The 26,203-nt window shown below is 32.6% G+C and carries 30 protein-coding genes and 2 pseudogenes; 10 read left to right on the top strand and 22 right to left on the bottom strand.

Features of this window, described 5'->3' with window-relative positions:
* Positions 1 to 66: 66 nt before the first annotated feature.
* Both MKY70_RS12435 and MKY70_RS12430 read left to right on the top strand, forming a co-directional pair.
* Positions 67 to 288, top strand: a complete 222-nt coding sequence (locus tag MKY70_RS12435; protein ID WP_000807684.1) for a hypothetical protein — start codon at positions 67 to 69, stop codon at positions 286 to 288.
* Between the two features lie 87 nt (positions 289 to 375).
* Positions 376 to 675, top strand: coding sequence for a hypothetical protein (locus MKY70_RS12430; RefSeq protein WP_088032963.1), 300 nt, complete (start codon positions 376 to 378; stop codon positions 673 to 675).
* A 326-nt stretch (positions 676 to 1,001) separates the two neighbouring features.
* Here MKY70_RS12430 and MKY70_RS12425 read toward each other — a convergent pair.
* The 4 genes and pseudogenes from MKY70_RS12425 to MKY70_RS12410 form a co-directional block, all read right to left on the bottom strand.
* Positions 1,002 to 1,109: pseudogene (locus MKY70_RS12425) on the bottom strand (N-acetylmuramoyl-L-alanine amidase); the annotation flags it as partial.
* A gap of 590 nt (positions 1,110 to 1,699) precedes the next feature.
* Positions 1,700 to 1,966, bottom strand: a pseudogene (locus MKY70_RS12420) (hypothetical protein); the annotation flags it as partial.
* Positions 1,967 to 2,700: 734 nt separating this feature from the next.
* Entirely contained in the window at positions 2,701 to 3,360 is a 660-nt protein-coding gene (locus tag MKY70_RS12415; RefSeq protein ID WP_088032961.1) for an AAA family ATPase, read from the bottom strand.
* A complete protein-coding gene (locus MKY70_RS12410; RefSeq protein ID WP_088032959.1) occupies positions 3,360 to 4,256 on the bottom strand; it encodes a CPBP family intramembrane glutamic endopeptidase in 897 nt (298 codons plus the stop codon). Before MKY70_RS12410 ends, MKY70_RS12415 begins: the two co-directional genes overlap by 1 nt.
* A 382-nt stretch (positions 4,257 to 4,638) precedes the next feature.
* Between MKY70_RS12410 and cspD the strand changes: the two genes are divergently transcribed.
* Both cspD and MKY70_RS12400 read left to right on the top strand, forming a co-directional pair.
* Positions 4,639 to 4,842, top strand: a complete 204-nt coding sequence (cspD, locus tag MKY70_RS12405; RefSeq protein WP_002012849.1) for a cold-shock protein CspD — start codon at positions 4,639 to 4,641, stop codon at positions 4,840 to 4,842.
* A gap of 86 nt (positions 4,843 to 4,928) precedes the next feature.
* The gene (locus MKY70_RS12400; RefSeq protein ID WP_000286202.1) at positions 4,929 to 5,114 is read left to right on the top strand and encodes a cold-shock protein; all 186 of its coding nucleotides are present in this window, start codon (positions 4,929 to 4,931) and stop codon (positions 5,112 to 5,114) included.
* Between the two features lie 43 nt (positions 5,115 to 5,157).
* Here the strand turns inward: MKY70_RS12400 and MKY70_RS12395 are convergent, their stop codons facing one another.
* Complete coding sequence (locus MKY70_RS12395; RefSeq protein ID WP_002031946.1) at positions 5,158 to 5,709, bottom strand: GNAT family N-acetyltransferase; 552 nt, start codon at positions 5,707 to 5,709, stop codon at positions 5,158 to 5,160.
* Between the two features lie 230 nt (positions 5,710 to 5,939).
* Between MKY70_RS12395 and MKY70_RS12390 the strand changes: the two genes are divergently transcribed.
* Positions 5,940 to 6,488, top strand: a complete 549-nt coding sequence (locus MKY70_RS12390; protein WP_016092619.1) for a hypothetical protein — start codon at positions 5,940 to 5,942, stop codon at positions 6,486 to 6,488.
* Positions 6,489 to 6,553: 65 nt separating this feature from the next.
* On the opposite strand, the gene MKY70_RS12385 is transcribed toward MKY70_RS12390, so the two are convergent.
* The 4 genes from MKY70_RS12385 to MKY70_RS12370 form a co-directional block, all read right to left on the bottom strand.
* Positions 6,554 to 7,954, bottom strand: coding sequence for a protoporphyrinogen oxidase (locus MKY70_RS12385; RefSeq protein WP_002031950.1), 1,401 nt, complete (start codon positions 7,952 to 7,954; stop codon positions 6,554 to 6,556).
* Between the two features lie 60 nt (positions 7,955 to 8,014).
* On the bottom strand, positions 8,015 to 8,743 hold the full coding sequence (locus MKY70_RS12380) for an alpha/beta fold hydrolase (RefSeq protein ID WP_002141734.1): 729 nt from the start codon (positions 8,741 to 8,743) through the stop codon (positions 8,015 to 8,017).
* Positions 8,744 to 8,858: 115 nt separating this feature from the next.
* Positions 8,859 to 9,008, bottom strand: coding sequence for an aspartyl-phosphate phosphatase Spo0E family protein (locus tag MKY70_RS12375; RefSeq protein WP_002012842.1), 150 nt, complete (start codon positions 9,006 to 9,008; stop codon positions 8,859 to 8,861).
* 241 nt (positions 9,009 to 9,249) lie between these two features.
* The gene (locus MKY70_RS12370) at positions 9,250 to 10,200 is read right to left on the bottom strand and encodes a hypothetical protein (RefSeq protein ID WP_341024425.1); all 951 of its coding nucleotides are present in this window, start codon (positions 10,198 to 10,200) and stop codon (positions 9,250 to 9,252) included.
* 442 nt (positions 10,201 to 10,642) lie between these two features.
* On the opposite strand from MKY70_RS12370, the gene MKY70_RS12365 reads away from it, so the two are divergent.
* A complete protein-coding gene (locus MKY70_RS12365) occupies positions 10,643 to 10,828 on the top strand; it encodes a hypothetical protein (protein ID WP_060751765.1) in 186 nt (61 codons plus the stop codon).
* 322 nt (positions 10,829 to 11,150) lie between these two features.
* On the opposite strand, the gene MKY70_RS12360 is transcribed toward MKY70_RS12365, so the two are convergent.
* The 5 genes from MKY70_RS12360 to MKY70_RS12340 all read right to left on the bottom strand — a co-directional run bounded on the left by MKY70_RS12360 (position 11,151) and on the right by MKY70_RS12340 (position 18,030).
* Positions 11,151 to 11,276, bottom strand: coding sequence for a hypothetical protein (locus MKY70_RS12360; RefSeq protein WP_254904968.1), 126 nt, complete (start codon positions 11,274 to 11,276; stop codon positions 11,151 to 11,153).
* Between the two features lie 238 nt (positions 11,277 to 11,514).
* Positions 11,515 to 12,720, bottom strand: a complete 1,206-nt coding sequence (locus MKY70_RS12355; protein WP_088032953.1) for a Ger(x)C family spore germination protein — start codon at positions 12,718 to 12,720, stop codon at positions 11,515 to 11,517.
* On the bottom strand, positions 12,704 to 13,807 hold the full coding sequence (locus MKY70_RS12350; RefSeq protein ID WP_088032951.1) for a spore germination protein: 1,104 nt from the start codon (positions 13,805 to 13,807) through the stop codon (positions 12,704 to 12,706). The genes MKY70_RS12355 and MKY70_RS12350 overlap by 17 nt, the downstream gene beginning before the upstream one ends.
* Positions 13,804 to 15,384: a spore germination protein gene (locus MKY70_RS12345; RefSeq protein ID WP_088032949.1), complete on the bottom strand. Its 1,581-nt coding sequence runs from the start codon at positions 15,382 to 15,384 to the stop codon at positions 13,804 to 13,806. Before MKY70_RS12345 ends, MKY70_RS12350 begins: the two co-directional genes overlap by 4 nt.
* 411 nt (positions 15,385 to 15,795) lie before the next feature.
* Complete coding sequence (locus MKY70_RS12340; protein WP_088032945.1) at positions 15,796 to 18,030, bottom strand: MMPL family transporter; 2,235 nt, start codon at positions 18,028 to 18,030, stop codon at positions 15,796 to 15,798.
* Positions 18,031 to 18,152: 122 nt separating this feature from the next.
* On the opposite strand from MKY70_RS12340, the gene MKY70_RS12335 reads away from it, so the two are divergent.
* Positions 18,153 to 18,776 (top strand): TetR/AcrR family transcriptional regulator, encoded by a 624-nt coding sequence (locus MKY70_RS12335; protein WP_140152383.1) that lies wholly within the window; start codon positions 18,153 to 18,155, stop codon positions 18,774 to 18,776.
* A 126-nt stretch (positions 18,777 to 18,902) separates the two neighbouring features.
* Here the strand turns inward: MKY70_RS12335 and MKY70_RS12330 are convergent, their stop codons facing one another.
* Positions 18,903 to 19,556, bottom strand: coding sequence for an MBL fold metallo-hydrolase (locus MKY70_RS12330; protein WP_002031870.1), 654 nt, complete (start codon positions 19,554 to 19,556; stop codon positions 18,903 to 18,905).
* Between the two features lie 82 nt (positions 19,557 to 19,638).
* Entirely contained in the window at positions 19,639 to 20,046 is a 408-nt protein-coding gene (locus MKY70_RS12325; protein WP_002085668.1) for a GNAT family N-acetyltransferase, read from the bottom strand.
* 673 nt (positions 20,047 to 20,719) lie between these two features.
* On the opposite strand from MKY70_RS12325, the gene MKY70_RS12320 reads away from it, so the two are divergent.
* The gene (locus MKY70_RS12320; RefSeq protein WP_050000737.1) at positions 20,720 to 21,160 is read left to right on the top strand and encodes a MarR family winged helix-turn-helix transcriptional regulator; all 441 of its coding nucleotides are present in this window, start codon (positions 20,720 to 20,722) and stop codon (positions 21,158 to 21,160) included.
* 45 nt (positions 21,161 to 21,205) lie between these two features.
* The gene (locus MKY70_RS12315; RefSeq protein ID WP_088032941.1) at positions 21,206 to 22,027 is read left to right on the top strand and encodes a class I SAM-dependent methyltransferase; all 822 of its coding nucleotides are present in this window, start codon (positions 21,206 to 21,208) and stop codon (positions 22,025 to 22,027) included.
* A 364-nt stretch (positions 22,028 to 22,391) separates the two neighbouring features.
* Here the strand turns inward: MKY70_RS12315 and MKY70_RS12310 are convergent, their stop codons facing one another.
* The 6 genes from MKY70_RS12310 to MKY70_RS12285 all read right to left on the bottom strand — a co-directional run bounded on the left by MKY70_RS12310 (position 22,392) and on the right by MKY70_RS12285 (position 25,461).
* Positions 22,392 to 22,895, bottom strand: a complete 504-nt coding sequence (locus tag MKY70_RS12310; protein WP_002012819.1) for a GNAT family N-acetyltransferase — start codon at positions 22,893 to 22,895, stop codon at positions 22,392 to 22,394.
* 154 nt (positions 22,896 to 23,049) lie between these two features.
* Positions 23,050 to 23,520 carry a DMT family transporter gene (locus MKY70_RS12305; protein ID WP_002127321.1) on the bottom strand — a complete coding sequence of 157 codons (471 nt, stop codon included), beginning with the start codon at positions 23,518 to 23,520 and terminating at the stop codon, positions 23,050 to 23,052.
* Positions 23,521 to 23,539: 19 nt separating this feature from the next.
* Positions 23,540 to 24,232, bottom strand: coding sequence for a Crp/Fnr family transcriptional regulator (locus MKY70_RS12300; RefSeq protein ID WP_088032939.1), 693 nt, complete (start codon positions 24,230 to 24,232; stop codon positions 23,540 to 23,542).
* A gap of 18 nt (positions 24,233 to 24,250) precedes the next feature.
* Complete coding sequence (locus MKY70_RS12295) at positions 24,251 to 24,676, bottom strand: DMT family transporter (RefSeq protein WP_002127319.1); 426 nt, start codon at positions 24,674 to 24,676, stop codon at positions 24,251 to 24,253.
* A gap of 181 nt (positions 24,677 to 24,857) precedes the next feature.
* Positions 24,858 to 25,307 (bottom strand): DUF2798 domain-containing protein, encoded by a 450-nt coding sequence (locus tag MKY70_RS12290; protein WP_229180808.1) that lies wholly within the window; start codon positions 25,305 to 25,307, stop codon positions 24,858 to 24,860.
* Positions 25,225 to 25,461 (bottom strand): hypothetical protein, encoded by a 237-nt coding sequence (locus MKY70_RS12285; RefSeq protein WP_232301881.1) that lies wholly within the window; start codon positions 25,459 to 25,461, stop codon positions 25,225 to 25,227. The genes MKY70_RS12290 and MKY70_RS12285 overlap by 83 nt, the downstream gene beginning before the upstream one ends.
* A 111-nt stretch (positions 25,462 to 25,572) precedes the next feature.
* Between MKY70_RS12285 and MKY70_RS12280 the strand changes: the two genes are divergently transcribed.
* Positions 25,573 to 26,175, top strand: coding sequence for a DUF2441 domain-containing protein (locus tag MKY70_RS12280; RefSeq protein ID WP_078422461.1), 603 nt, complete (start codon positions 25,573 to 25,575; stop codon positions 26,173 to 26,175).
* Positions 26,176 to 26,203: the final 28 nt, after the last annotated feature.

The following is a 26,203-nucleotide window of genomic DNA, read 5'->3' as shown; positions in this document are numbered from 1 at the left end:
TTAATCCAATCCTTCTATTAAATTTATTCATATATTAATAGCAAACCGAGAAAAGGAGGTTTTTATTTGGCTGAGCATACAAAATGTGTTTGCGAACAATTAGAAAGATTACAGTTAGGTACAGAAGTAGATGTTTTCCTCACAGGAACAACACTTGAGGATCTCATTTTCACTAACTTTAATCCAGATAATTTTTGTGTAACATTTGTGGATAATACAACAGAACCTGGCTCTATAATTGTTTTGGACTGTCGTGATATTCAAGCGCTGAGAATTGAAGCTGAGTAGAGTAAAGATGGGGCTTTGAAAAAAGCCCCATTTCGTAATTCCCTAAGCATATTTCAATATAAATTATAAAATAGAGGAGCCGGAAAAATGTCAGTTTTCATAAACTATGCTATTACTCCCAAAGTATTTAATCCTAATCTAACGTCTCTTCCGAATAACCAATCTTCTTTTATCCCAACCAAAAAAGAGCATTCTAAAGATATTTGCTATCTTTTAGAAACATTTTACTTAGGAAAAAAAATAAAACAACTTTTAGTTAACGGCACAATATTAAAAGCTTCTATATTTGTAGGTTTCCATAATAGATCATGCCTGGCTACGTTTATAGATGAAAACGGAGATATCACTGTAGTTAACTGTGAGCGTATTGATGCGATTGTGCTCTAATTGTGAATTTACATGTGAATAAATAATCATTATTTTCAAGATAAACGTGTAGTTCTTACACATAACGCCAGTAACTGTTACTATAAGAGACTAGGTCTGAAGAGCACTAATATACAGTTCTTTTTTAGGCTCAACCGAATAAAACTCAACATTCCGTCAATACTTTAGATAGGCATTAGCCAAAACTCATTTAAAGTCCCTAAACTTTCTCCGATCCCCACGGAGAACCAGCCGAGCAGATAGCTTTTGCTAGCTGCTCTTTTGTTTGAAATTAAAATAGTGTTTTTGTTCACCAAACTATTCTTTTGTGAAAAATCACTTCGGCTTCATTTGTTGTTGTGTATTTTATATTGTGGCGATCCATTAACGCTTACTTTAGCATCAATTGTAAACATTAATCCTGCATCTACAGAACCAGCAACACCTTTATCCTGCAAGACGTAGTACCACCATGATTATTTATTTTATTTATATTAATTTAATACACCTTTTAATATGTTTCTCATACTATAAAAACCAAATCCATATGTAATTAAATTAATTATTTGTTGATACATTATAAAGTGTTTCTTTCAAATAAATCGAAGAAAGAAACACTTTAGTTGGTCGTTTGATTACTTTAACTGAGTCCGTATTTTTTCTGATTGGATCATTAGTTGCGGTAATTGTTGCTTTTAATTCATATCAAAAAGCACTTACTAGTCAATAAATATTCTCCTTACCAATTTAATATCAAAGGAGACCAAGATAAATATGTTACCGAACAGAACCTATTCACCTTATCTAAGTTATCGCCCTGTCTATGGTCATTTTCCAATTTCATATATCTACCATATAAACCCTATACACATTCAAAACTTTCCGAAGTACTCCACCCCTGATTACTTCCTACCACCTCATATACAGCATTCATATCCAGTTAGCAGTATTTATACAACTCCCTTTTATAAAAATTTCAACCATATAATAACAGCAAAAACATGGGATAACTAAGAAACTATATATACTCACTTAAAATAAAAACAGGCTCCCTATTTTTATTCATTTCACGTACACGCTCCGGAGTAAGACCGTTGGGTATATTTTTTCGTTTTCCACCTCGCTCTTTCGGGTGTGTATCAAGGTATCTACCCAGTTGGTGTAATTCTTGACCAGTCGGGCAGTTTTTACAAACACTAATACTAAAACAAGCATTATCTGAACGATTGTAATAACAACGTCTGTATTTCTGCTCTATGATATCGCCAATTTCGTATGTGATTTGGATGCATTCTACTTTCGTTTCACTCATTAACCGAATTATTTCACATACACTATTCACTATCGATGCCAATCTTCTCTTCATCCCTTGAATAATTTTTCCAAATCAATACATACTACTTCCAAGCCACTTAATCCACGGCTGGTACTTCTTTCTATTGTTATAGTAGTAACCAGGTAGGTTCGTCACTTATCTGCTTTCTCTGTATATTTTTTAAAATATCGAAAATACTACCTACAAGCTGTTTGAACTAGCAGCTTCACTCTTCTTAAAATGGGACAGCAATTTATCACAATTGACTAACTCATTCGAATTGCTGGCAGACAACCAAAATTGTTGTCTGCTTTTTGTATGGGATTTTTTATTTTGCATATACTACTTTTGAGCCTGTTTACCAATGCAAGCCATTTGGGTGTTTTGAATTCCGACTAAGCTTTTTTTGTTGCATAGATTATTACATCTTTGACAACACTGGTTAAAAGCGCGTTTTCTGGTTATTCGTAGTTCTAATCCAGAATAATTTTTCTCCTAAAAAGGACGGCAGGTACGACTGCTCGTCCTTTTTTACTTATATCGCATACTTTCCCTTTTGACAGCTATGAACTACATTACCCTCATCATCATAGTAAGCAATCTCCCAATAAGGATGGCAGTTGTACGGTTCTATTTCCCCATCGAACAAAACAAACAAATTAGAATACGAACTCACATATTCAATATGTATAAAAAAACAACGAGTACCTTATAAGGCACTCGTTGTTTTTTTATGCTCGATTCTCTTTTAACCACTTCGTAATAGCATCCAGCCTCGAAACATCAAAACGTCTTTCTTCACACACGTTTAAGCTGTTTAAACTTTTCACAATTTCTAATTCATTCGACTTTATACTTTTTGCTTCAATCAATTTACAGTACCCGTCTGTGACGGTATTTAAATTTTCATAATAACGCTGCAACTGTTTTGATATATGTAAATGTTTTTCAAAATTTCTTCTGCTTCTCGTCTCATCAAATTCTTTCCGTTTTCTAAGCTCTTCATCATTCGTATATAAATAAAAATATTGATCCGGAAAACCAATTTCCCTATTTATCATCTTTTCTTTATAAAAGTCTTCTATCAAGGATAATGGCTGATTAAATATATCAAAATGAAAACACCAATTATAACTAAGTGGCTGATATATATCCCCATCAAGTATTACTAATTCATGTTGCTTCGACTTCTGCACTGCCATATTCCAGCGCTCCACTTGTTTTTCAAAATACCATGTTCTATGTTCATTTTTTGGTCTTTCAAATAATAGATTAACTTCAGGTATAATAAATGCACCGTAATTTTTTTCTAATTCACGACATGTTGTACTTTTACCAACAGCGCTCGCTCCCTCAAACGCTACAATCCCCATATTTTCTCCCTCTTTCATTAGCTAATATCTCGTTGTTTCACTTTTCGCCCCCATAACTGTTTCCATAAAACGATTGAAGCGATAGAAAGCATTATTGTTGTAATGATACTACCTTCAATACCAAATGAGCCTCCATGAAGCACTTCTGACCCATTTGTTACAGGTTTAAATAGCGGCGTTGAATATATCGTCATGCCACTAACTGCAAAACCATAGACGTTATATTGCGCCCAATTCCAAATGGAATGCCACGCGCATATCCCCCAAAGACTACTGTCTTTTAAAACGTAAAATGCTGCAAATACACCAACTAATATTATATTCGATATTGAAAGAATTGTAATACCAGGATTAAGTAAATGAAGAAAACCAAATAAAAAGGACGTCACTATAATCCCAACCCATATACGACTTTTAACAGAAATAACTGGAAACAACCAGCCTCGTACAATAATTTCTTCCGTTGCACCTTGTATTAAAAAAGCAATTAAAGATCCTACAATACCAAATATGGCGGTTGCCGTAATTTGTTGCATTTGTAGTTTTACAATCCCTGTTAATATAAGCACAATTACTGGTATTGAAATGAAGAAAAATCCTATTAACGCACCTCTCAAATACTTTCTCATCCATTGCACTTTCCAAAAACCAATGGATGCAAATGACCTTTTCTCTACAAACCTAATCCATAAAAAAATAAAAAATATAGCCCCACCAAACGTTAATATCATCTCAATATTATTATACATTGCCTTTACAAATGATGTATCCGCTTTCGGTAAAAACAGCATAAACAACATGAAAAATTCACCTAAAGTTAAAAATACAATTGCAAGTATAACAGCGAAAATAGGATGAACTTTTCTTCTTCCTTCTTTTGCTGCTTCAATTATTTTAAATTGTTTATTTAGCAATATTCTATCCTCCTTATTATTGTAATCATCTGTATTCTTAAAATATATATCGTTTCCCTTAAACATATTTTTTAAAATAAATGATTTCTGTTTGGAATAAATTCAGATTAGGAATAATATATAAATAAAAGAGATGTCTTCGTGCCTTTTACCAGTATCACCCAATTCATTCGCTGGTATTACCAGCACTTGCTATTTCCCACCATTTGTTGTAAGATAGTAATTAAGGTCAATTTAGCACTATACTTTCTTTGCATATTATCAAGTATCAATCAGGAATGTTTTGTACTCCTTATGGATTTTTGATAATATGTGAACTTTTATTTTCAATCGAATAAGGCCGATCATATTGTAATCTTTTTAAATTTTAGGAGGCATTACCATGACATTAACAGGTAAAGTAAAATGGTTTAACAGCGAAAAAGGTTTCGGTTTCATCGAAGTTGCAGACGGTAGCGACGTATTCGTTCACTTCTCAGCTATCACTGGCGACGGCTTCAAATCTCTTGACGAAGGTCAAGAAGTTAGCTTCGAAGTTGAAGACGGTAACCGTGGACCTCAAGCTAAAAACGTTGTAAAGCTATAATTCAATCAATAAAAAGGTTGTTACCAGCTCGGTTAACAACCTTTTTAATATATAACTAAAAATTTTTACATAAAAGGAGTGGTTACATGTATCGCAATCGAAAGAACGATGTAGCAGAAGTACCACCAGAACAAACCCCTGTTTGGGAATGTGAATCAGAGGATTGTTTAGGATGGATGAGAAAGAACTTTTCATTTGAAGAAGAGCCTAAATGCCCTTTATGTAAAAGTAGTATGAAAAGCGGAGAACGTTTATTACCTAAAATAGGTTGATTTTTACAAGCCCCTCTTATTTAAAATAAGAGGGGCTTTTTTATTAATAATGAATATCCTCTACATCTGTTCGTACAATAGAATACATTAATGCATCGTGTTGTTTATTTCCTTGATGAATGTATCCACGTAACAGCCCTTCTTGTTGAAAACCTAATTTAGATAACATATTACACGAAGTTATATTTTCAGGATATGTAATAGCTCCAATTCTAAATAAGCCTAAATCTCGAAATCCATAAGTAATAATCTCCCTGGCTGCTTCAGAAGCATAACCATTCCCCCAATAACGAGGATGCAAATCATATCCAATCTCTGAGCGTTTACTCCAAAGTTGTAAATTATTTAATCCAATTGTTCCTACTAAATTATTTGTGTCTTTTAATACAATCCCCCAACGCATTGCCTTTTTCTCAAAGTAATTTTTTGAAAAAGATTCAATCATACGTGAAGCTTGTCCAAACTCAGTAAAAGAATTCATACCGTAATAACACGTTACCTCATCTAATGAGAATATTTCATATATTTTTTGACAATAAGATTGTTCTATTTCAACTAAGCGCAAGCGTTCTGTTTCTAACATAGGAAATACCATAGGATCACTCCTTTCTCTCTACTCATTTATTATAGCAGAAAAAGTATTTATAATTAGGAAAGTCCTTAATGTCCCACAAATCAAATATTTCTAGCGATGTTTATCTTATTAATAATATATAACTTCGTTGTATTTATTAATTCCCCTCTAAAAACCACCCCTAATTTATACCCTCTCATGTTAAAATATAGAAAAACAGTAAATATTTCTTACGGAGGTGCTTAAACTTTATGTATATTTTCATTGGCTTATCCCTCTTGCTCATTTTACTCATTTTTTTATTCGCAAAAAAATTCACACCAAACTCATTTATGATGACAAGTTTTAAAGGAAATAGCTTTAAGACATTTTCAGTTGGTATATTAATCGCTGCCACACTCTCTCTTTCATACGGAATGTATCACGCAGCAACATATCAACCTAGATATTTAGATATTAAATTGCAAAATCAAAATTTCACTGTTTTTGGTAATGTTGGTGAGTTTGGTTATTTCTCAGAAGAATTACTAAAAAAAGATGCAGAAGTTGAACTGTATTTTGTCTCTTGGGAAACAATACAATTAAATAATCCAGAAATAATAGTAGACTACCCTTCAGGCAAACAGGAAACATGGAAGCCTAATATAACATTAATTCCTACAAATAAATTAAAAGAAAAACATAGTATTAAAGAACTTTATCGGCTCTCACCGTATTCCTTTGAAGAATCTGGAAAAATAACATTAACTATTAAAGAGAATAAAGCCAATCATAAAAAGATTGCAATTAATGTTAAATAATTACAAATAAAATGTCCCTCCATTATGTTGGAGGGACATTTTATTTACATATGTATTCAATATTATTATTTTGACTGTTCATTCAATGTCGTAATTATTTCATTGGCAGTATTTTTTCCGTTTCCAATACAAGCACCAATTCCTACACCGTAATATGAAGCACCAGCTAAGTATACATTAGGATAAAGCACGGCCAATTTTTCTTGTAATGATTGAACAGCTTGATTATGTTCTAAATGATATTTCGGCATTAAATCTTTCCAATTTGTAACTTCAATTACTTCCGGTTCACCTTTAATTCCGAGGCTCTTTTCAATATCATATAAAGCAACTCGTACTAATTCTTCTTCACTATAACTTTTGATCGTTTCATATACTGGATTAGTGCTCTTATAAAACATTCTTACTAATAGCTTTTGTTTACCAGATGTATGTTTCCACTTCCTGCTTGTCCATGTGCAAGCATCACAATGTAAATCACTGTTTTCCGTTACGATAAAACCTGTGCCGTCAGCCGGTAGTTGTTCATCTAGTATGTCAAAACCTAAGTAAATACTTATAAGCGATGAATTTTTAAATTTATTAAAATGCTCATTTAACTCATTAGACTGTAATAACGTTTGTGCGATATCATGTGGAGCTGCTAAAACGACATAATCAGCTTGTATTGTCTCATGATTTGCAAAAGAAACCTCATACCGATCCCCTTTTTTACTTATCACTGTTGTTACAGCACCTTTATTAATGACAGTCTCCGTCAGCACTTCTTCTAAGCGATTAATAATCGTAGATAGTCCACTTTTAAATGATACAAACTTTTTATTTCCTGCTGACTGAAATTGTTTTTTATTCTCTTCAAAACCTTTAATAATACTTCCATATTTATTTTTATACTCAAGTAAATATGGTAACGTAGATGCCATTGTAAGCTCATTCAATTTACCAGAATATACACCTGAAAGCACAGGTGCAATTTGTCTTTCCACTAATTCTTTCCCTAAAAAGCTTTCTAAAAATACAGCAAGTGATGTATCCTTTGTAAACTCCTTATTTTTCGTAATAAAATCTTTTAAAGCAACGATTTTCCCTTTTTTTGAGACTAGCGTACTGCTAAATAATGATTCAACACTCATAGGAATCCCAAATATAGTGTCAGCAGGAATTGGATGTAATATGTTATCAGAGTATATGTAAGAAATACCTGTTTCGTTATATACCATTTCATTTTCTAAATTTAAATCTTTTACAAGCGGCAAAACATGTTCATTACGAGCTACAATAGAATCTGCTCCAGATTCCATAATAAAATCATTTTCTTCCACACTGTGGATTTTACCACCTAAATACTCTTCTTTCTCAATAAGGATTAAATTTAAATCTATATTATAATCCTTCTTTAATTTTTCTAAATAAAACATAGTAGAAAGTCCAGTAATACCTCCACCGATGACAACGACTGTTTTCATATTTGCTGCGCCCCTAACCGATACAATTAATAATTCCTTTATTATTATAACCAAAAATTATCATAGTCGACTAGCAGCTTGCGCATTCTGTAAGAAATTAGACAAGATATATGAATATATTTTAGGCTGATCATTATGCACTAAATGACCTGCAAACGGAATAACAGCAATATGTATATTGTTGTTTAATTGTTTAAACGTTGTAGCGGCTGTAACTTCATCTGCTGAATCTCCCCCAACAATACACAGTGTAGGTACTTGAAGATTAGCTACATCACCTGTTTCATGAAATGGGTACCACTCCTTAACTTGCCACGATTTCAGCAACCCTTTCCAATCACTTTTTACATGAATTTGATTCATATAAGTTACAACTTCTTCATTTTCCATCAACTGTTGATGACACTTTACTTCATACTCCTGAGACTCTTCCCAATTATCTCGCTCAATAGGAAAGATACCTGAAAAAGTTAATGTCCTCACTTTATCTGGATATTTTTTCGCAAATAATAAAGCGGCTATCCCCCCTAGTGAAACACCCGCTATATGACAACTATTAATTTGCAAATGTTCTAGTGTATCATTCAAATCATCAGCAGAGCAAAGAAAATAATTATCTAATGTACCTCCTGATTCTCCATGTCCCCTCAAATCAGGACGAATTACTTTATATTGTTTTTCTGTAAAAAATTCTACCTGTTCTTCAAACTCTACTAAACCTGTCATACCACCAGAATGTAAAAGCACAATTGGTTCCCCTTCACCTGAAATATGCGTATGTAGTATCATTTATCCCCCCTCCTTTAAAACTGAACATTCTATTTATTGATAGTATATCGAATATATTTCTAAATTACCAAATAAAAAAGAACTATAACATATTCAACTCACGTCATAGTTCTTTCTATTTTAAAAACATAAACCAGTTTATTAATTTGTCAATTTCTTGGCTGAGTGCTATTACTTTTTCATGTTGAAGTCCATAATTTGAGACTAGATTCAATAATTCTTCTTTTTTCAATTCAATTATTTTTTCTAACTTCACTAATTCCATGTCGTCTTTATTCGCTCCAATTTCAAAATATATGTATTTTAGTATAGCCTACTTACATAATAAGTAAAAGTCTCATGCTAATGTAAAATCTTACATATTTGAAAAAACAATATACTACTAACAAAAAAAGAGACTTAAACTAAGCCTATTATTACAGGTCATTATAATTTTCTACCATTTTTTATAAATATGTTAGTTTATGAATGTGTACCATTTACTATTAATTTAAAGTTAGACACTTTTACTCATTAATAATACAACAGAATTTCTCAAATGTTTTATCTTTATATTTTGGAACCCTTGTTAAGTGATCAAAATAACTATATGAAAATTTAAATATGTGCCCAAAATCCCAATTAAATTCGCTGTAGTCTTTAAGCCAAAATGCATTATCTAGCGGAAGTGTATCAACTTGTTTTGCTTTTGTAAGAGGTAAACGATCTACAGGAGAATTCAATATTATTTGGGCATTCGGCATTAAATTGCGACTTTTTCTAAGTACATAAACTAGCTTTAATAGTGGTTTTATTCCTCGTTGAAATAATTCTATATGCCCTAAGTCATATAATATATTAATCGCATGTGAGAAGGTAAGCATATGACCAATTAAATCGTGATGTGATTCTGCCTTATATATAACATTAAATTCAGATAATTCATTTAAAATAAATTCAGATAATTGCTTCGGGTTTTTAATTTCGCTTTGAATCTCCTCATTATTTATAATTAGTTGCTTTACTTCTTTAGTTGTAAAACCAATCCAAGATCTACCGGGAATTGTTTTTTGAAACGATAATATAAGGTTTGCTATATTATTAATATCTTGCTCACTCCCCCAATGACTTAACTCCTTAATGGCTAGTAAACTTAAAGAAGCGTAAATTACATTATGACCAACCCAATGGAGTTCATCAATCGTTTGTTCCAAAGATTTAATTATCGTTTCTTCAGCACTTTGATAATCGACACCTTGTTTATTATCAATTGTTTCGCCTAACCTTTGCTTATGGAGCATCATTTTCGCTTGAGCATAAATGTTACAGGCAGTTTTTTCATCAATGTTATTGTTTTTCGTAAAAAAATAACTAGCAATGGCAGCTGCTCCGAAATGTGCATGCCAAATATCATTTGTTTCTTTTTTACATTGAGATATAATTGAAAGCCCATCTTTTAATACACTTATATTTTCCATCTCTCTTATCCCCTCTAAACCCTAATAAAATAGCGTTTCCATTAAAACTTTTCACCTTTTAACTGGACAAGCATATATTATTGTATGGAGGCATCCACTTATAGAAATCTACCTTTCTTGTCAAAGAGCATGCTTATATGCGTGCTCTTTTTGATTGTATATAAAGACTTCACATACATTAAAAACGTACATACAATAATCATGATCATCTCATTATTAATCATTGAGTATCATTTTCGATACACTCCTTGGTCATAGAGCGCCTTTCTCCCAGGGCGCTCTTTAATTTTCAAATTAGGATTTTGTTTAATTTTTTCATTTTCACTGGACAGCTCATTAATCCTTAATCTATTATCCCCCACCACTAATTTCCAATAGCCTGTACATAGTTACATCCAATTTGGTATACTACAGATAAGGTAGTCAGAAAGGTGATGATGTTATGTACCAACAACAAAACAATAGGGATCGTGACCAAGAAATCATGTTTTCTATGCAGGGTGTCCCAACAAACAAAGCTAACATGAGTCAATTACCTAAATGGATTAGAATATTCGGCTATAGTGCATTTACCTTTATAGCATTAAGCGGTGTATCGCTGTTGATTTTAAGCTTGATTATGGATTAAGTTAATTTATATAAAATATACTTATGTGAAGAATCAAACGGGACATGCTATGGTGACTAAATCCATGCTATGTCCCTTTTTTACATGCATCTCCTCATAGTGACATAAACACTGTGCTTTTTATCTTTTTATATCCCTGTTCCTCGGTCTTTTATGTATCCTCCACCTCCACCTGGGTCATACATCCCCATTCCGCCTCCTGGGTCTGGTGATTCTTTTGAGTAAAATAACATCAATACCCTCCTACTGGATCAGTCGAATTTTTCAAACCTCTACCGCCTGGGTCTTTTATGTAACTGTTCATTCCACTATTCCCCCTTTGTTATACACCTGTACCTGGACCTAAAATTGATTTCCATCCTGTTCCAGGTTCTTCGTTGCATTTCCAACCACCACCGCCTGGGTCGTTGTGCCAACCTACACCAGGATCCTTTGTGAATTCTCCCATGTTCTCCCCTCCTTAATTTAATATACAAATATTGTATCCCACTACATTTGGATCACCTGGATTATTGTATAAAGTGATTTATAGTACGAAGGTTTTAAAATAAAGAATATTAAAACGAAATATTTATCTTCTTATTCATTCAGTTCATACACTACTTCACTCTACACAATAAAAAGCTCTGCAGCATATTTATTAACATGTTCATGCTACAGAGCTATCGTAACTTTCATGTTGTTCATTAAGCCCCTTCTGTACCATAGTCTTCAATTGTTAACTTTACATTATATTTGATTGATGTCTTACTAAACACTTTATCCCAATCCTTTTCAACTTTCTTCCATACTTCTGGATACTCGATTTTCAAACTAGTATTAAAGCCAGCAACATCCGCTTTATATTCCTTTTGAATTTTTTGTAATGTATGCTTCACTAATCGCTTCACTTCTTGTTGGGCAGATTGCTCCGTCCTTTTGAGAAATGTATTATTAAAAGCTTCCTCTGACTCAACCCAATTTTCGGATAATCGCCCCACCGACTGAATATTTACATCAAAAGAGATTTTATTTCCTTTAACATGGGGCTTAATTTTACTTTTCATGGATTTCACTTCATACATAATAAGTTTTTTCGTCTTTTTATCAAAACTTTTCACTAGGCCACTTTTCCCTTTTCCAGTTATCCACATTAAACCTTCCAATTCATTCTCGTTTAAAAAGCCACGAAGTTTTTTTGTACGTCCCTTAATTACAGCAGCACCAATATATTTCACTTCTCCATTTATGGAAATTACATTCGGTAAAAGAAAACTCGCTCCAGATTTCACCTTTCCTGGTAATTTAGCAAGCGGCATAGGTGGTAAAATTCGTGAAGATCTATATTGATTATCCTCAATTTCAATTAAGCGAAATGCTGGAATTTCCCCTGATTCTTTTGATTTTAATGTCTCACTAGCTAGTCCTCTACTAACTACTACCAAACAGCTAGGTCTCATCTCATTATCACGAATATAAATATCCAATAACTGTGTTAAATTATATGTTCGAGCAATACTTTCACTAACAACTATTACTTTCGTATGATGAAAAATGATAGGCCTTTGCCTTCTTAATGCAACTTCACGTATTGATTGATGAAGAGAATCTCCTGTTTCTGCAACATTCATATAAGCTTTTTGTTGTGATACTCCACCTTTCCCTCCATCTGATGATGATTGTGCTTTAACGAATTGATAGGTGGTTGTTATCAAATTCTTCTTCTTATATCCTCCGCCCTTTTCTTCGATTTCTTTCTCAATCTTTGTTTCTTTTTCTTTATCTATCGCTAAACCTACGGCGAAACCTAGTTCTTCAATTTCATGACTACTCCAGCAACCTGTAAGTAATAAGAGCAATACAATTGAAATTAATCCTATAAAAATTTTTCTATTTTTAATACTTTCGCTCATGCCGGTTTTTCCTCCCCTTCGAAATCATAAAGAGAAGAAACGGAAGAATACCAAATAAAATTATTGCTGCGTTACTAATCATATTTCCAAATTCAAATAACTCATTTATGTTTTTCGGAATTGCAGCAACGATATATATTACTGGGAGTAATCCATACAAGAAGGAATGAATATTTTTATTAAAAAGCTGCGCTAACCCTAAAGCAGCTGCATAATAACAAATTGTATACGTCGCAAAGATTTGCATAATCCATATCACTAATAGCAAAGATTCGAATCGTTCAAAAATTAAACCTTGAATTTCAAAACTTCTCATAAGGTCAATTGTAGGCCATGTTCTCATCAATACCCCATCGATAGAAAATGCACCAATAACCATTACAACTGTAATGACATAAAAAAACAAAGGAATCATAGTACCAATTATTACAACCCTTACAGCTTGAGATGGCTTCTTCATAAATGCCAATAGTAACAACATAATTTCCGCTCCCGAATATGCCATAGTTGTTGTTTTTAGGCCTTTTAGTGCAGGAACAATCCCTAACCCTAATACCGGACGAAGATTATCGAGTTCAAATATTCCTACACTCATAAAAGATGTCACTAAAAAAATGAAAACTGTAATTGGAAAAATAATTTCAAATAAACGCGCTATCGCATTTATTCCACCTAAATTTAAATAAAGACTTATCCACATAAATGGCATAATAATAGCCCAGTCAGGCGTACCTTCTAGTAGAAAGAAACTTGTTATACCTTCCAACGTTCTTAGTTCAAATGAAGCGAGTGTAAAAAAGTAACCGATAATCAATAAACTAATTAACACTCCAAGCCATTTCCCTACAAGTTCTTGGCTATATTGATAAAATGTTTTTTCAGGAAATTGTTGACTTAACTTCACGATAATTACACCCGCAACCATCGCAATTAATCCACCTAAAATAACAGTTATCCAAACATCAGGTGTATTCACTTTCTCAGCCGCGGTTCTAGGTAAAGTGAGAATTCCGATAGCAAGTATATAATTGATAAGTATAACTACTGCTTGTGAAGTAGGAATTTTATCCTTTGAGTTCGTAATCATTCCTCTTCACTTCCTTTCCGTACATAGTCTTTTAATTTCAACATTTTCGGACGCCGCTTCATCATCTGAATTGGCATACGAAACATAAAATCCTTCCAATCGCTAAATTGATATAAGACAGCTGGACTAGCATAAGGCACACCAAAACTCTTAAGCCTTGCGACATGACTACATATAAAGAGGAAAAACAGAATAACTCCATATAATCCAAATATTGCAGCAAAAAACATAGCTACAAAGCGAAGAATACGTAATGGAATTGCTGTACTATAATGAGAAAGTGCAAAAGAAGAAATAGCCGTGGTTGCCACAACAATTACCATTATTGGACTCACAATTCCAGCTGATACAGCAGCTTGCCCAATGATTAATCCCCCTACAATTCCCATTGCTGAACCAATCGGCTTAGGGAGTCGTAACCCTGCTTCTCGTAAAATTTCAATAGCAATTTCCATAAATAACCCTTCTATAATTGCAGGAAACGGAACGCCTTCCCGCCCTCCTATAATTGAAATTGCTAACTTAGTCGGAATCAACCCTGGATGAAATGAAATAAATGAAATATACAGGGCCGGGGCAAACAAGGAAATAGCAGCTGTGCCAAAGCGCAATAAGCGAATAAGCGTACCTGGTATCCAACGTTCATAATAATCTTCTGGTGATTGCATCATCATGCTAAATGTAACCGGAACAATTAATGCAAAAGGTGTTCCATCCAATAAAATTGCAACCCTTCCTTCCATTAATGCAGCAATAACTTTATCCGGACGTTCCGTACTCTGTACTTGCGGAAAAGGACTAAGATAATTATCTTCAATAAGTTGTTCTACATAACCTGACTCTGGCACATTATCAATATTAATTTTCTTAATTCTCTTCTTAACTTCTTCTACTAATTCCGGATCAGCAATCTCTTTCATAAAGGCAACAACCAATTCTTTTTTTGCTCGTTCTCCCACATGAAACTTTATTAAAGATAATCCTTCGTTTTCACCATGTAACCGTAACAAAGCAGTATTATCCGACAAAACTTCTGTGAATCCTACCCGTGGACCTCTGACCGATCCCTCTGATACTGGCTCTTCAACATTACGCGTTTTTCCTTTCTTTGTATTAAGTATGAATACATCTGACAATCCATCAATTAATAATGCTGTTGAACCAATTAACACTTTGGACATCATTTTTTGGACAGATTGCACCTCTTCCAATCCACTAATAGGAAGAACTCGGTTTTTAATAAACTCTTTTGAAACTCTTTCTTCCTTATAAGATGATTCATCTTTATACTCATCAAAAAAATTACACATTAATGATTTCATAATATGCATATCAATAAGATCTTTATCTGACAGCCCTTCTAAAAAAACAAGAACTGCGCGGATGCTAGTCCCACCGATGTTAAACTCTCTACAATAAACGTCCGAATTATCAAGAGCCTCTTTTTTTATAACCTCTAAATCTAAATTGAAATCACCTGTAAAATAGGCTTCAGGAACTTTAGTAGGCTCATCTTCATATGTATTACTTTGATCTTTGCTTTGATTAACCATTGAATCTTGAGCTTTCACCTTCATCACTCTTTCTCCAAAAAACCTTCTTATACCACTCTTCTTTACATATCAATATTGGTTTCACTTGAATGTAGTTCGTTATATTATTCCTTTTCTAATGTGCGAATCCAACTAAAAAATCTTGAAATTATATATGGAATGAATAGTACGATAAAGGCTTGTATAAAAACTTTCCACTCAGGTACATACAAAACAATCATGTCCCACATTTTAATCATCCTATAATAATACATATTCTTAGAAATTCCTCACTTATTTGGAATTTCTTATAAATTATTATGTCTGATAAGAAAAATTTTAATGCACTTAAAACTTCATTTTACATTTCATCTATATTTTTCATTGTATATCAGACCAACAAAAAAGAAGGTGGCCTAAAAATCAGTTTTACTGACTTTATCGGCAACCTTCTTTTTATAAATTATCTTCTTTTTGTAATTGCTTTTCTTCTTTCCAAAGCTTTCCTGGCCAAAAAGCGAAGCGTCCTAAAACGACTGTAATCGCAGGTACAAGCAGTGGTCTTACAATAAATGTATCTAGCAATACACCGATTGCTGTCACAATACCGAATTGAACTAAAACTTGAATTGGTAATGTACCTAATACTGCAAATGTTCCTGCTAAAATTAAACCTGCGGATGTAATTACACTACCTGTTTGTATAACACCATTTTTAACTGATTCTAAATGATTTTGTTTCTTTTTATTCTTCCATATTTCAGAAACCATAAAGATATTATAATCCTCTCCTAAAGCAACTAAAAATACGAATGCATATAACGGTATCGCACCTTGTATCGCGGGAGCTCCCATACCGAAATGCAGTAAAATCCAGCCTGCTCCTAATGCAGAGAAGAAAGATAAAACGACAGTTACAATTAAGTAGATCATCGCAACGATTGAACGTAAATACACGAGTAAAAGTAAAGCGATGATACTAATCATAACCGGAATAATAACCGCTTCATCCCGTTCAGTAATTTGCTTTGTATCATATAAGGAAGCTGTTTCTCCGCCAATCCATAAATGATTCTCAGCTTTACTAATTCCTTCATCTTTTAATACCTTTTCTACACTATTTTTCAATTTAGGGATTTGATCTAATGCTTCAATTGAGTATGGGTTTTCCACTAAAGAAACTTCATACATTTGCAATTGATTATTTTCTTTTCCCTTCATTGGCTCTTTCACTTTATTAACAAAAGATAATTTCTCTATTTCTTGTTTAATAGGTAAATCTTTTCCCTTTGAATCAACTACAATCTTTACTGGCGCTAATTCTCCAGCTGAAAAATGATCCGTAATTAATGTAAATCCTTCGCGTGATGGCATATCTTTCGGGAATGATTCTAATAAGTCGTACGTGTATTGAATACGCGGTACAAATGAAGCCAAGCCTCCTAATAAAAATACGGTTAGCATAATAATTGTCCACGGTTTACGTACAACAATATCCCCAAGTTTTTTACTAAAGAATCCTTTAGTATTTTTTACTTTTACTACTTTCTTTTTCTTTCTTGCAAACTCTTCATTCATTTCAGCTGTTCTCGGTATGAACGGGAAAAATGCAACTCTACCGAAAATTAATAATAATGCTGGAAGAATCGTTAAAGCAGCGATTCCCATAATGAAAACAGCCACACTAAATGGAACTGCGAATCGATGAAAAGCTCCATAATGAGCAAGTAATAACGTTCCTAACCCTAATACTACAGTAAGTGCACTCATTATAATTGCTCCACCTGATGCTTTTATCGCAAGTTGCAATGCTTTATACTTACTTTCTTCTTCTAGCAAGTACTCTTTATATCTTGAAATAAGAAATAAACAATAGTCCGTTCCTGCTCCAAACAGTAAGACAGTCATAATCGATATAGCCTGTGCATCTACTTTAATCCATCCATTGTCTGCTAAAAAGCCCAGTGTCGGACTGATAATTCCGTATGCAAAACCAACAACGAGTAAAGGTAAAATTGCTAAAATTGGTGAACGGTACAGTAAAATTAATAAAACCAATACTAGTAGTACAGTAGCAACTAATAATTTCACATCAGCTTGACTAAATAAACTTACCGCATCCGTTTGAATACCTACAGGTCCAGATAATCGAACATGTAAACCAGAGTCGGTAATTTTTTGTTTGAACGGATCTTCATCCACTTTACTATTCACTATTTTTCGTAACTCTTCTAAATTACCTTTTAATATATCTGTTCCTGCAGATTTATTAAAAAATATTGGTGTGACAAATGATGTACCATCTTTTGATGCACTTTTTGATAATACTTGCTCTGGAATTGTATCAAATGGTGGTAACAATGATTGTTCTTTTAAAGGGTCCGTTTTTAACTCTTTATAAACGTCCTGTATTAATTTGTAGTCTTTTGACTCTAATCCACCATCCCGATGCCATACAACTAACAACGGGTTTCCTGCATTATTAGGAAATTCTTTTTTCATAAGTGCTTCAGCTTGCTGTGACATAGCTGTTTCAGGTAAATTTTTCGGATTCGGTTCTTTCGTACTGTTTACTTGTGGTAACGTAAATGAAAGTACTAATGTAATAAGAATCCATACCGATAAAGTTATCCATTGCGTATTCTTCCCTGCTACAAGCCTCCCTAACATATGTAACGGGTGCTTTTTCATAAAACCCCACCTTCCTTTTTTCCTCCAATATTAATTATATATACTGGTCGGTTAATTAATCAAGAATGATTAAAAAATTATGTTATAATTATCTCAATAATAAATGTCAGGAGCGAATGTATTTGGATCAAAAACAACGTCCTCTCGGAAGGCCTCGTCAAAATAAAAATACAAAGTCTACAAAAGAAATCATTTTAGAAGTTGCAACTAGGTTATTTCTCACTCAAAATTATCAAGTTGTTTCAATGGATGAGGTCGCGAAAGAATGTGGAGTTACAAAAGCAACTGTCTACTATTACTATTCAACAAAAGCTGATCTATTTACCGCTACTATGATTCAAATGATGGTGCGCATAAGAGAAAATATGGATCAAATACTCTCTACGAATAAAACTTTGGAAGAAAGATTATTGAACTTTGCTACAGTATACTTACACGCAACGATGGATATTGATATGAATAATTTTATGAAAGATGCAAAAATTTCTTTATCTGAAGAGCAATTAAAGGAATTAAAAAATGCCGAGGATAACATGTATGAAGTGTTGGAAAAAGCGCTAGATAACGCAATTCTCCTTGGAGAAATTCCTAAAGGAAATCCTAAATTTGCTGCCCATGCTTTCGTCGCTTTATTATCAATCGGAAATTTTAAAGATGAGAATCACAATCCTACTCTTGCAAATATAGATGAATTAGCAAAAGAAATCGTTTCGTTTTATTGGAATGGATTAAGTCATCAAAATTAAATTGATTATATTTAATAAAGAGCACATTTGAAATTCCTTCAAACATGCTCTTTATTAATTTAGGGATTTTATTTATATACTAGCAATTAAATTATACTTTAGCACCGATTAACAAAAAATTCTTATCTATAGCTCTTGAATTTGTGCATTTATATTCCCCTTACTTAATCCACCATGGTAACAAACTACAGAATCAATTTCTAGATTTAAATACTTCTTCAAAGAATTTTGCGCTTCTTTTATATCCAAAGTAGTTGGGGCATGAATTCCCCCTAAAATTCCGTTTACACTATACATTGAATCCCCAGCGATAAGAGTTTTACTTTGTCTCAAATATAAACTAATATGACCAGGAGTGTGCCCTGGGGTATGAATAATAAGAATACCACCGCAATATGGAAGTTCTTGGCCTTCAACCAAAGTATCATCCACTTTTCCTTTTGGTGGATTCTGTACTTGTGCATCCTTCAACAAAGGTAACTCCCCCTCGATATATGGCTTATCTAGATCGTGAGCATAGACTTTTATATTACTTCCACAGTTTTGTAATAGTTCAGGAAGACTACCTATATGATCTATATCTTGATGCGTCAAAATCACGGCTTTTAGTTTATCAAACGATACTCCAACCTTACCCATTTCTATTCGTATATCTTCAATTTGTCCAGGAAATCCAGTATCTATTAAAACTGCCATTTCATCATCCCATAAAAGAATTGGGTGAATAATATACTCTTGAAATTCAAGATGTAACATCTCTACCCCTTTAGCAATCTCCATAACATTATTCTCCTTTATAATGAAATTTTTGAAATCTAAAAATTGGCCTGATAAACAAGTAATTCTAAATTACAAAGCCTCGCTATCGTTTAATATGTTTCGTCATACCAATCGAAAATTCCTCAAATCCAATTGATTCATAGTAATATTTTAAATCTTCAACACACATAAGTTGTGGAATAACTCGTTTTTGTTCACAGTGCCGGATTAATCGTTCCACTATTTCCTTTCCAATGCCTTTGGACTGATATTCCGGTAATACACACACTCCGCAAATAATGCCAGTAATTACACCATCTGATATAACACGTCCCATCCCTACTAACTTTTGGTCATCAAAAACATATATTGCATACCAACTTTGCTTACACATTTGCTCTAACTCATTAACCGATAATTCAAGAGAATTCCATCCTAAAGATTCATACATAGTTAATAATTCATTGAAATCTTTAGGGGGTTCAATCGTGTAATTTAAAATAGTTTTCATGTAAATACTCCCTATCATCCTTTTTGTTTTATTCCAAAAAAATTTTGACCGTCGTTAAACTGACTAGAACAATACTTCAATAAGAAAAAATGAAACTCCTTCTCTTTAAAAACATAAGGAACTTAATAAGATTGGTACCATATATATTTTTCTATTTAATATTTGTTTAATATATCAACTAATGGTGAGTATAAAATATATACATTTCAACCATCACCAAATACTGAATCTAAATTACAATTATAAGAAAAAGAAGGTATCTCATCTTTGTGAGATACCTTCTTTTATATCAATCCATCATTATATTATCAACCAAAAATCATACAGCTACATACGATAAGAACAAACAAAACTAATAAACTATTTGAGAAATAACCCATAGAATACTACCCCTTTATTTCATTATGTAAAAGATTTTACCATAAAATTATTTACAGCATAATATCTGAAAAAGACATTAGCTTCATTAGTTTTTTATGTATAAAGTAATATTTTATAATATTTCTATTCTCCTCTCATAAAAAAACTTTAACTTTTCCACTACTGTATCTCTCACGATTTAAATAACATTGATATTAGTAAATAAACAATTACTAATATCAATGTTATTATTTGATTTTAAGTAAAAATAGTAATAAAATAATTACTAAATTGATAAAGGACACGAAAAATAATGACTAATAAAGAATTAATAAACGAATACATGAATTTATTATTAAATATGTCAGGTACTTTTAAATTATTATCAGAGAAATCCACTGAATTTACACATTTAGAGCAACACATAATTGAGTATATTGCCCAGCAAAAAGTCGCTGTAAATTTAAAAATGATTGCTAGTTATTTAAACATACCTAAACAACAATTAAGTGTAACCGTTCGTAATTTAGAGCAAAACGGATACATTGTAAAAAAACAAGATACAGTAGATAAACGAGCTGTTTTAATTTCCTTAACAGATAAAGCTGAAAAAGTACATTATGAAAGATGGAAACAAATTTATAATAATTTCACTAGTAATCTTGAAAAACTCAGTGAAGAAGATCAACGTGATTTAACTTACGGACTGTATAAAACAAATAAAATGCTATCAAAAATGCTAAATAACGACTAATCATATATATATGATATTTTTTTATTATTAAATGGAGGACGTTTCATGGTTAAAGAAATAGATTTACAATCAGTTCAAAGTACTATGCTTATTCCACTATGGGGACGAGCATATGGTAGTGAGAAAAACAAGGATATTTTAGATGATACGGAAGCTATTCGGATTATTAAAGAATGCGACTTTGATTTCTCTAAAATAGCAGATACATTTGGCGAATATGGATGTATCACTTACATTACCCGTGCAAGAAAAATAGACGATACTATTAAACAATTTATTAGAAAACATCCGAATGCTACTATAGTAAATATCGGTTCTAGACTAGACACTACTTTTTCAAGAATTGATAACGGTACTATACAGTGGTATAACCTTGATTTGCCTGATGCGATCGCTTTCCGCAAAACATTAATTGAAGATACACCACGAAATATTAGCATTGCCAAATCATTTTTTGACACTTCTTGGTTCAACGATATAAAATATGATCCAAAAGACGGTATTCTTTTTATATCAGCAGGTGTGTTTTATTACTTTAAAGAAGAAGAACTGAAGGAGATATTTGTCGCTATGGCAAAACGTTTTCCTGGAGGAGAGTTATATTTTGATGCCGAATCAAAGTTCGCACTGACACTTTCGAATGCTACTGTAAAAAAATCTGGTAATAACGGCGCTATGATGTATTTTTACGTAAATAATCCAAAGACAATAGAAAAGTGGTCTTCTAACATAAAAATATTAAGCTGCTCCCCTTTCTTTAAACATATACCTACAAATAAAGATTGGGATGGAAGTACACGAATTATGATGCGGATTGTAAATTTAATAAAGATGTTGAAGTTCGTTCATATACGGTTTGAAAAATGATAAATCTATAGCTTATATATTAATCATATATAAAAGAAGACCTCGATTTTATTAAATTCATATAATAATCTATAGGATAGTTAGTCCATTATGAGGGCTAACTATCCTTTTTTATTTACATAAGTAAACAATAGATATTTAGTTTAATCAGTATAATAAAGATATATAACTTGAAACGTTCGATTGGTTTTTGGGGGAGGGCATAGCCTCGGTGCGAAGGCAACACTCCGCTTTCGAGGACATGCTTCAGTTATAGTTTGTCACTATTTGAATTATAAATCAGTTATTTTATCTTTATCTGGATTCTTGCCCAAACTAATGACCTCTTCTCCTTTTCAATAGTTTCGAGTTAGGTCCGGGATTTCTAAAGGTCGCGTACGTTCCAAACAATCTCACCGCGCTCGTCCCACGTACTGTGATGCCTCTTAAATCCTATCTTTTCTAACACCCGGAAGGACGCAACATTCCAAGCGCCTACAGTCGACCAAAGTCTGTGGCGCCCCGTAGCAATCGCAGCGTCCAGCACAACAGATGCTGCCTCAGTCGCATAGCCTTTGCCATGAGCACTGCGGAACAACTCGTATGCGATCTCCGGCTCTTCCAGTGTGGAACGACCGATAATCAAGCCACAGTATCCAATGAAATCACCTTCGTCTCGTCGGCGAATAGTGAGAAGGGAAATGCCATTTTCGCCTGCTCTCTTACGCATCTCTATAAGCATGCTACGAACGGCGTCAAGGGTTGGCATATCCACACCACGTTCGCCAATTAATTTTCTCATCCAGACTGAATCGGATTCCTCCCACATACTAAGATCAAGTCGTTCAGTTTTCAGCTGGAACTCCATAGCTTTAAATAAAGCTGTCATAGTGGAAACCTCCTAGTTATGTCACTGCACTCATAATATAATGTACACCATCTTCCAACATGTACTGAATCACTTATTTTCTCTCCTTATCGCTCATTTACTACCACCTAAATGTATATGTTCTAATTATTAACACCTTTTTCCTTTAAATTCTTTAGGCCCTATCCTCATTTATAGTAATAGCTTTCTTATTCGAAAAAAAATTTTTAAAAATTCCTACCCCTACAATTAATAGACCTATACCAATTAATTTATTTATTTGTATAGGTACTCTCTCCATTCCAAACAATCCAAATGTATCAACACATAATGCAACAACTAATTGAGTAATAAGGCTAATGAGCACCGTATAAGCTGGACCTAAACTCTTTATTGCACCCATTATACAAATAATTAATCCGATACCAAACAATCCACTTATATAAAATAAATAATTTGCAGTATAAAAGTTAACGCTTATACTTTTCTCTGTAATGATATGAAATAAAACAGAACTTATGAGACCTATTCCAAGAACACATGCAGTTGTTAACCACTGTCCTACAATTTCATTCACTTTCGTATTAAAAACAGATTGTAAGCTAATTAATATTCCAGCTAATATAGCTAAACTAAATCCAATCATAATCCTTCTCTCCCTTTCATTACTCATATATATTATCTTTAGCAACTTCCTTCATTCTAGAAAAATCTTTAATTACAATAACTCCATTATTCTTTTCAATTAATTTTTCACTATAAAATTTTTGTAAAACTCGAATTACATGCCTATAACTTACACCTATAAAATCTGCAATACTTGATACAGAAGTTGAATCTAAATCCTCTTTATACATATTCCCATTACTATCCGTTGAAATCGAAAGTAAATAACTAGCTACACGTACTTCTACCGGATAAAGTAAATTTAGAGCTGTAAAACGAGTCGATATTTTTAACGTGTTCGCAATGTTTTCAAGCAAGAACTTCATAAATATAGGATCATGTAATAACTTATTTCTAATAACTGTATTAGAAATGGAGATTGCTACAACATCTGAACAAGCTTCAACAACATTATGTGCTTTGCTATTTTGTATTAATTCAATATCACCAACAATTGCTAATGGATTGATAAAGCGAAGGATTAGTTTCTTTCCTTCTGGTGTAATCGTGTAAACTTTTACTTTTCCTTTAATAACAAAATATAAACGATGAATTTCATCATCTTTATCGCAAATAAGCTTGCCTTTTTCAAAATGATTTACTTGAAAATTGTCAGTACTTATTCCTGAAAAAATTTCAAGTATATTATAAGCTTTCAAATATTGAATAATTAAGTTTGATTTATTATCCACTTACAGTCCCTTCTTTCCTTACATATTAAACACAAAAATACCTAAAATCATTACTATTGTCCCCACAATATGGTATCTCTCCATTTGTATCTTTTTTATATGAAATAATCCTTTCATTTCAATAACAGTAGCTGTTAATAATTGAGCAACCATAAGTGTTCCAGCTGTTAATGTAACTCCCATTGAATATATCGCCATTGTTTCCGCACAAATAATCAACCCACCAAGTGCGCCAGCTGCTAAATATACTTTTTTTACACCCTTTAAATCCGTTACTTTCTCTTCTTTCTTTAACAAAAATATAGTTGTTGCAATAAGAAACCCAATTAAATGCGTCATAATACTCGTCGACCATATACCGATATCTGAACTAAGTTTCGCATTAAACGTACCTTGAAGTGTAATGAATACTCCTCCAAAAACTGAAAGTAAAATACCTTTCAAAAAAATCATCTCCTAATCTTCTATCTATGATTTAATTAAAAGCTACAATACTACAATGACAAAAGGACAAATGTCACATCGATATGAAAATAATTAGTAATGTACACGAAAAAACACATCTCAAAATATGTGAGATGTGTTTAAAATATTTAATCCATATATAATATTTTAGTAATTAAAACTACGCTACATTAACAGCTTTATTCTTCAAAACAAACTTTCCAAATAAGAAACGTACAAGAGGTCCCATTATTATTAATTGAAGTGGGTACGCCATAATGAAATTTTTAATGAAAATCGAGAAATAAATTGAAGCGAATGAGTCACCATGTAACCCATTATGTAAATACATCATAGCCATTCCGTAAAATGACATAAAGAATACCATTCCGATTACCATTGTTGTTGCCATCGCAATAATCATGTTTACTTTTTTTGATTTATCAAATGGTAATGCAAATACAATCTTTTTCGCACACGGTCCTACGATACATATTTCAATTAATAGCGCAATAATAAATCCAATTATTAGTTCTAATGCGATCTCCTTAATATGAATTGGCCCTCCTGCTCCATTCATTAATAAATTGTAAAACGTCATAACGATAACCATCCCGAGGCACATCATCATACCAAATTGGAGGTTTTCCTTTCTTGTTGTTGGCAATTTTCATCATCCCTTCTCTTTGAGTCTTTGTCATTATATCGATATTGGAAACTCCTTCGTAAGTGAACATTTTGTGAACATTTTTAAAGCGTTTACGTGCATTTCTTCCACTCTTCACTCCAATCCTCCCACTTTATAACTTTTTACTTACAAAGGTTTTACATATTTTGATGTTGAATTATTAAATTTAATATTGAATTATATGATAATTACTACTAGGAGGATAACCGTGAATAAAGCAGAATTTTACGCATATCACATCGTTACAAGGAAAACAATGAGTATCGGACAAATCATTCACTTTGACAAAAATCAAACTAATACCCTCTATCACTTCTTTTTTGAAAGAGAACAATTAAATTCTAATGATGAAGACTCCATTCAAATTTTAAAAAGGCATTATATCAATGAGGAATTACATATAAATAATGAAAATGCTAAAGTAGTTCTGAATTATATAGATCAAACAATTAGAGCGGTTAGAGAAACTATTGTAGAAATGGTTAGACTGCAAGAATTTCCTGAATATCCCTCAAGGTTGTCTTGCTTATATGCTTCCAAAAGCTATGAGGATGCTTTGAAATGGAAAGCGCTATTTGATTCTTATAATCGAGAAGTTTTGCAGATTGTTAAACTACGAGTAATCGGAAGTTCTTTTGAAGGTGATGGAAACCTTTTGCCGAAAGAAGATGGTATTCCTTTCGCTCAAAAAATGGAACAAGCTAGAGAGTATTGGAAAGGAAACGTTAGAAATGAACTTCCTGAGTTACTGATTAATGGGAGAATTGAAGTGGTGGAAATTATTGATGATTTTTCATCAATTAAAATTTAATTCCTGGTTAAATTTTAAAGAATGGAGA

The sequence above is a fragment of the Bacillus sp. FSL R9-9492 genome, assembly GCF_038007365.1.
Classification (GTDB): domain Bacteria; phylum Bacillota; class Bacilli; order Bacillales; family Bacillaceae_G; genus Bacillus_A; species Bacillus_A mycoides.
This window is presented reverse-complemented; position numbering and strand designations above follow the sequence as displayed.

What these genes read in the sequence shown, in the direction of transcription:
- MKY70_RS12310 (WP_002012819.1), bottom strand. Translation starts at nt 22,895, where the DNA reads ATGACAGCTTTATTTAAAGCTATGGAGTTCCAGCTGAAAACTGAACGA.
- MKY70_RS12360 (WP_254904968.1), bottom strand. Translation starts at nt 11,276, where the DNA reads ATGGGAGAATTCACAAAGGATCCTGGTGTAGGTTGGCACAACGACCCA.
- MKY70_RS12325 (WP_002085668.1), bottom strand. Translation starts at nt 20,046, where the DNA reads ATGAAAACTATTTTAAATTACACGATTGAACCCCCTAAAGATTTCAAT.
- MKY70_RS12345 (WP_088032949.1), bottom strand. Translation starts at nt 15,384, where the DNA reads ATGAAGGTGAAAGCTCAAGATTCAATGGTTAATCAAAGCAAAGATCAA.
- MKY70_RS12340 (WP_088032945.1), bottom strand. Translation starts at nt 18,030, where the DNA reads ATGAAAAAGCACCCGTTACATATGTTAGGGAGGCTTGTAGCAGGGAAG.
- MKY70_RS12395 (WP_002031946.1), bottom strand. Translation starts at nt 5,709, where the DNA reads ATGGTATTTCCTATGTTAGAAACAGAACGCTTGCGCTTAGTTGAAATA.
- MKY70_RS12355 (WP_088032953.1), bottom strand. Translation starts at nt 12,720, where the DNA reads ATGAGCGAAAGTATTAAAAATAGAAAAATTTTTATAGGATTAATTTCA.
- MKY70_RS12415 (WP_088032961.1), bottom strand. Translation starts at nt 3,360, where the DNA reads ATGAAAGAGGGAGAAAATATGGGGATTGTAGCGTTTGAGGGAGCGAGC.
- MKY70_RS12380 (WP_002141734.1), bottom strand. Translation starts at nt 8,743, where the DNA reads ATGATACTACATACGCATATTTCAGGTGAAGGGGAACCAATTGTGCTT.
- MKY70_RS12290 (WP_229180808.1), bottom strand. Translation starts at nt 25,307, where the DNA reads ATGATGATGTGCCTCGGGATGGTTATCGTTATGACGTTTTACAATTTA.
- MKY70_RS12330 (WP_002031870.1), bottom strand. Translation starts at nt 19,556, where the DNA reads ATGGAGATTGCTAAAGGGGTAGAGATGTTACATCTTGAATTTCAAGAG.
- MKY70_RS12400 (WP_000286202.1), top strand. Translation starts at nt 4,929, where the DNA reads ATGTATCGCAATCGAAAGAACGATGTAGCAGAAGTACCACCAGAACAA.
- MKY70_RS12385 (WP_002031950.1), bottom strand. Translation starts at nt 7,954, where the DNA reads ATGAAAACAGTCGTTGTCATCGGTGGAGGTATTACTGGACTTTCTACT.
- MKY70_RS12370 (WP_341024425.1), bottom strand. Translation starts at nt 10,200, where the DNA reads ATGGAAAATATAAGTGTATTAAAAGATGGGCTTTCAATTATATCTCAA.
- MKY70_RS12365 (WP_060751765.1), top strand. Translation starts at nt 10,643, where the DNA reads ATGTACCAACAACAAAACAATAGGGATCGTGACCAAGAAATCATGTTT.
- MKY70_RS12430 (WP_088032963.1), top strand. Translation starts at nt 376, where the DNA reads ATGTCAGTTTTCATAAACTATGCTATTACTCCCAAAGTATTTAATCCT.
- MKY70_RS12320 (WP_050000737.1), top strand. Translation starts at nt 20,720, where the DNA reads ATGACTAATAAAGAATTAATAAACGAATACATGAATTTATTATTAAAT.
- MKY70_RS12350 (WP_088032951.1), bottom strand. Translation starts at nt 13,807, where the DNA reads ATGATTACGAACTCAAAGGATAAAATTCCTACTTCACAAGCAGTAGTT.
- MKY70_RS12315 (WP_088032941.1), top strand. Translation starts at nt 21,206, where the DNA reads ATGGTTAAAGAAATAGATTTACAATCAGTTCAAAGTACTATGCTTATT.
- cspD (WP_002012849.1), top strand. Translation starts at nt 4,639, where the DNA reads ATGACATTAACAGGTAAAGTAAAATGGTTTAACAGCGAAAAAGGTTTC.
- MKY70_RS12305 (WP_002127321.1), bottom strand. Translation starts at nt 23,520, where the DNA reads ATGATTGGATTTAGTTTAGCTATATTAGCTGGAATATTAATTAGCTTA.
- MKY70_RS12375 (WP_002012842.1), bottom strand. Translation starts at nt 9,008, where the DNA reads ATGGAATTAGTGAAGTTAGAAAAAATAATTGAATTGAAAAAAGAAGAA.
- MKY70_RS12390 (WP_016092619.1), top strand. Translation starts at nt 5,940, where the DNA reads ATGTATATTTTCATTGGCTTATCCCTCTTGCTCATTTTACTCATTTTT.